The 4,428-nt window shown below is 37.1% G+C and carries 4 protein-coding genes and 1 rRNA gene; all 5 read right to left on the bottom strand.

Translation table 11 applies throughout. The annotated features are described in order from the left end of the window. Window positions 1-615: 615 nt before the first annotated feature. The 5 genes from C8K15_RS19705 to rrf all read right to left on the bottom strand — a co-directional run bounded on the left by C8K15_RS19705 (window position 616) and on the right by rrf (window position 4,321). A complete protein-coding gene (locus C8K15_RS19705; protein ID WP_199224147.1) occupies window positions 616-1,173 on the bottom strand; it encodes a 2'-5' RNA ligase family protein in 558 nt (185 codons plus the stop codon). A 494-nt stretch (window positions 1,174-1,667) separates the two neighbouring features. Next, the gene (lepB, locus tag C8K15_RS19700; protein WP_108588087.1) at window positions 1,668-2,234 is read right to left on the bottom strand and encodes a signal peptidase I; all 567 of its coding nucleotides are present in this window, start codon (window positions 2,232-2,234) and stop codon (window positions 1,668-1,670) included. Window positions 2,235-2,639: 405 nt separating this feature from the next. Next, window positions 2,640-3,032 carry an NUDIX hydrolase gene (locus tag C8K15_RS19690; protein WP_108588085.1) on the bottom strand — a complete coding sequence of 131 codons (393 nt, stop codon included), beginning with the start codon at window positions 3,030-3,032 and terminating at the stop codon, window positions 2,640-2,642. A 128-nt stretch (window positions 3,033-3,160) separates the two neighbouring features. Beyond that, entirely contained in the window at window positions 3,161-3,631 is a 471-nt protein-coding gene (locus C8K15_RS19685) for a DinB family protein (RefSeq protein ID WP_108588084.1), read from the bottom strand. Between the two features lie 574 nt (window positions 3,632-4,205). Next, a 5S ribosomal RNA gene (gene rrf, locus C8K15_RS19680) occupies window positions 4,206-4,321 on the bottom strand. Window positions 4,322-4,428 lie beyond the last annotated feature (107 nt).

The following is a 4,428-nucleotide window of genomic DNA, read 5'->3' as shown; positions in this document are numbered from 1 at the left end:
TGTATTAGGCACGCCGCCAGCGTTCGTCCTGAGCCAGGATCAAACTCTCCATAATGGTGAGTCGATTAGCTCAACTTTGTTGCTGGCGTCAAAAATTTGACGTTTATAATGAACAATTAAGTTCAAGTTTGTTTTCGATACCGACAGGTGTCGGCGGAAGAAAACGTTTATGCTTCCGACACCGAAGTGCGTTCCGCTTGTTAGTTGACGTTTTGCTGTTCAGTTTTCAAGGTTCATGTGTTGGCCACTGTTTCAACAGCAACTCTTATATCTTAGCAAATTCTTGATGTCATGTCAACAAAAAGTTTTGCTTTTTTATTTACTTCGTTGCGCTCAAATCAGCAACTTAATAAATATATCAGCCTGACTTATAAAAGTCAACACAATACTAAAAGTTTTTCTAATCTCATTTTGCTTCTTAATTGCTTTCTTCTGATATCCTTTTGAAACAAGCACTCGGTACTCTTAAAGGAAATATAAATGAGAGAGAGTCCGAGACTCTCTCCTCAACCATTCATCGTATTTGTTTTTATTTAATTGAACTCCACTGTCCTTTTAGTTCAATACGACAAAAGCCTTTTAACAGCTCAACGATCTTTAAGTAATAGCACTAGCTTAGCTATTTGAAGCAGAAATTATATTATCATTCAAAGATATATCTAAATACTTTATATACTTATTTGTTTCGATTTCTTGATAAACCCTTACAAATCTAACCTCAAAAGTTGGAAATGGATTAAGTTCTTTTTCGGCTAAATTCCCCATATCACTAAGTTCCTTTTTGGATAAACCATAATTTGTTTTTGCCAAAGTCAAATGTGGTACAAAGTCGTCAAGTTCAAAATACTTTTTAATTAAATCGTTTGTAGGAGAAATTTCTAGAACTATACTTTTATGTAGTTTATATAATTCATTTGAAGTAGCACTTAAATAAAGAATATCGTCACCAAAGAACATTGGTTTATCAAGTTTTATTTGAAAAGATTGAAAGTTATTACAGACTCGTTTAACTTTACTTAGCCACTTTTCATCTGGGGTTAATCCACCTTGTGCCTTTAGTGTAATATGTGGTTCGACAACATCTGTAATCCGATTATTTTTCCATTTATGTTGAAAATCTATTAGTTTCATTTTGTATTCATCTGAAGGCACAATTCCAATAAAAAATTGCAAATTAATATCACTCTCCAAGATTATTAGTAAAGTTATCTATTCCTACTTGAGCTTTTCTTAGTTCAATAAGAACTTATCTTTTTGTAAACATAAGCCATTTCATGCTGTCTTTTTTCAAAGGACCTTTTTCCAAAGAACTATAGACATTTTGAATAATAAAACCTTTTTGTTCTATTAACATCGAAAAGAGATACTATCCTTTACAGAAATCACTTCTGCTGGTTGAAAACTCCTTACGCATTAACAACTTCTACAATATACCTCCTTATTCTATTAACCTGCCGTTTTGTTGAAGTAGAAACTAGATGACTATTCCGTAAATTCTCGTTATTACTCAAATGCATTGTATGACTTATAAACCTTAGGTCGACATAACATTCCGATAAGGAAGTATTCAACTTTATTCAATAAGAAAAGAAGAAGAAGCTACTACGAATGGTAGCAGCTTCTTCACTTAAAGTACTCGTTAGTCAATTGTTGTATTATCTAGTAAATTACTTCACAAAGCCTACTTCACTTGGTGGCCAAAAAATAAGACCAGTGTCGCCTATTATTTCTTCTATTGAAATCAATCCAATTATTCGACTGTCTTTGCTATTTCTCCTATTATCCCCCATAACAAACACGTATCCTTCGGGAATGATTGTCTTTCCAGTACGTTCTTCAAGTGTAAAGTCTTCTGTTAAAGTACCTTCACCTTCGTTTAGCTCTTCTTTACGGGACTCTAAATATGGTTCATCCTGTGGTTCTCCATTTATATATAACTGATCATTTTTATAGGCAACATGATCGCCTGGCAATCCAATTACTCTTTTAATGTAATCCTTCTTTTCAGGTGCGTGAAAGACCACGATATCATAGCGGTTTGGTTCTCCTACTTCATAGCCTATTTTGTTGACTATCATTCGGTCTCCATCGTCAAGTGTTGGCTTCATTGATTCTCCATCTACAACAATGGGGGTAAATAAGAAATAACGAATTAGCAAAACAAGTCCAAATGCAATGAACAGTGCTTTTGCCCATTCCCAAATTTCACTCATTTCTTTTTTTGTTTGTTCCATGTTTTGGCCTCCTAGCTTCTTTCAAAATACTATTCTTTAATATAGTTGATAATTCCTTCTTCGTAGATCCCATTAGTGAAATAATGGTGCCAAGATTAGCATCAGGATTGAACAAGAAATCAGATAAATACTAACCTTTTTCGAGATTTTGCATTTTCCTTCTCCTTTATAAAACCCGGAAAACTGAAGCCTATTTCTATATAATACGAAAATTAATATAAGAATGGACAAGCCTACTAACCAGCCCCCATTGGTATTACCAACATTTATTCCTACACTTGCGTAGATTAATTTTATTAAAGCTCCCATTAAACTGCCAAGAATTAAAAAAACGGCTGTGATTCGTATTAATTCCAATAATACTCGAAACATAATTCATCCCCTATCAAACATATTGCTAAGCACTCATTTGTTGAATAAGGACTGTACTTTTAAAGCTACTTCTTTGGGTTTCACATCAATAGATGATAGTTCTTCTATACCCACCCACATTGGCAAATATGTACCTCTCCCTCTATTTCCATCCGCATACTCTTCACCTTGTCCAGTTCCGAAAGTTCCTGAAATTATTTCAGCCAGGAAAAAGTATTGTGTACCGTTGAACCCGACTTTTGCAATACACTCTTTAACTTTAACACCTAACTCTTCTAAAGCTTCTCTTTTTGTGCCTGTTTCAGGTGTTTCACCTTCTTCAATTCCACCACCCGGAAAAACGTAATATACAGAACCTTCCCTAATTCTTTTAATAAGTCCAACCTTTTTATTTTCTATAAGCACTATTGAACCTCTATCTCTCACCATAATTCCCCCTTATTGAGTACCGCGGCTTCTTTATCCTATCCCTTGTTCCAGAAGAATAAAGAACCGTCTAAATAGCTTGTGGTTCTCCAAGTAAAGGTTCAATAAGTTTTACAAGTGCCATAGCTTTATTCTAGGATCTTCCGATATACCTTCTTTACCTGCTTAATCTGAGCGAGGTGTCCTCGTACATGCTGAACGCGGTATTCTAATAATTCTTTGAATGTGAACCGTCCCGCGTCGGCATAATTCCCCACCCTCTCGAATTGTTCGGATGTCAGTTGGGCCAGAATAGGTAACATACTGGAACGAAGTAATTGGAACAAGAGCAGATATTGTTCCCGATCCAACTGTTCATACCCTAAGGCATTCGCCCAAGCATCCTGGTCAATCGACATCAGAAGTGGTTCCTCCTCTGACAATACTTTTTTCAATCTCTGTGTTGACACCATTTCAGAATCCGCCATATGGATTAGTATCTGATGGATGCTCCATTTGTCTGATGCAGGTTTGAAACGAAGCTCATCTTCCGACAAACCTTCAATGGCTTCCCGCAACATCTTGTATCCGCTGCCGTACTCTTCAATTAACGACTCCATATTTGAGTCCTCCATTTTCAAAGAAATTCTTTAACACAAACTATATATATTCTTGTTTTTTGTAAAAAAACCTTTTATCTTCTTCTCCTTCAAGCATTCGAATTTAGAGTAGATCACTCGCAACTTAACTAAAAAAATAAACAAAAATATACCAGTACTTTTAGGTACCGGTTTCTTTATTGCCTAGCGCCAGAGACTCCACCCTTTGTTTCCTCGAACTCTTTGTTCCTCCTCTTTCTCGCACACCTTTGACTCAATAGAAAATGAACACAAAAAAACCAGTACCTTTCGGTACCGGTTTCCTAGTTGCATAGCGACGTCCTACTCTTGCAGGGGGAGACCCTAAAGCTACCATCGGCGCACGAGCTTAACTTCCGTATTCGGGCTGCGAAAGACGATGAACGGCAGATTTCTTCGTCACCTGCGGGCTTCTCGTTTCTCGCGTATGGAATACGCTCCGAGACTCGCCCCCTTGGTTCCTCGAACTCTTTGTTCCTCCTCTTTCTCGACACCTTCGATTCAATAGAAAATGAACACAAAAAAACCAGTACCTTTCGGTACCTGTTTCCTAGTTGCCTAGCGACGTCCTACTCTTGCAGGGGGAGACCCCCAACTACCATCGGCGCTAAAGAGCTTAACTTCCGTGTTCGGTATGGGAACGGGTGTGACCTCTTTGCCATTATCACTAGACTTATTGAGTGTTTGTTCACTCAAAACTGGATAAACGGGCCATTGAAAGCCATTCAAAATTGTGGTTAAGTCCTCGATCGATTAGTATTCGTCAGCTGCACACGTCG

It is taken from the genome of Paenisporosarcina sp. OV554 (genome assembly GCF_003058165.1).
In the GTDB taxonomy this organism is placed as follows: Bacteria; Bacillota; Bacilli; order Bacillales_A; family Planococcaceae; genus Paenisporosarcina.
This window is presented reverse-complemented; position numbering and strand designations above follow the sequence as displayed.

Bases quoted from the DNA above. Each gene is read 5' to 3' on its own strand.
- lepB (WP_108588087.1), bottom strand. From the start codon at position 2,234: ATGGAACAAACAAAAAAAGAAATGAGTGAAATTTGGGAATGGGCAAAA.
- C8K15_RS19685 (WP_108588084.1), bottom strand. From the start codon at position 3,631: ATGGAGTCGTTAATTGAAGAGTACGGCAGCGGATACAAGATGTTGCGG.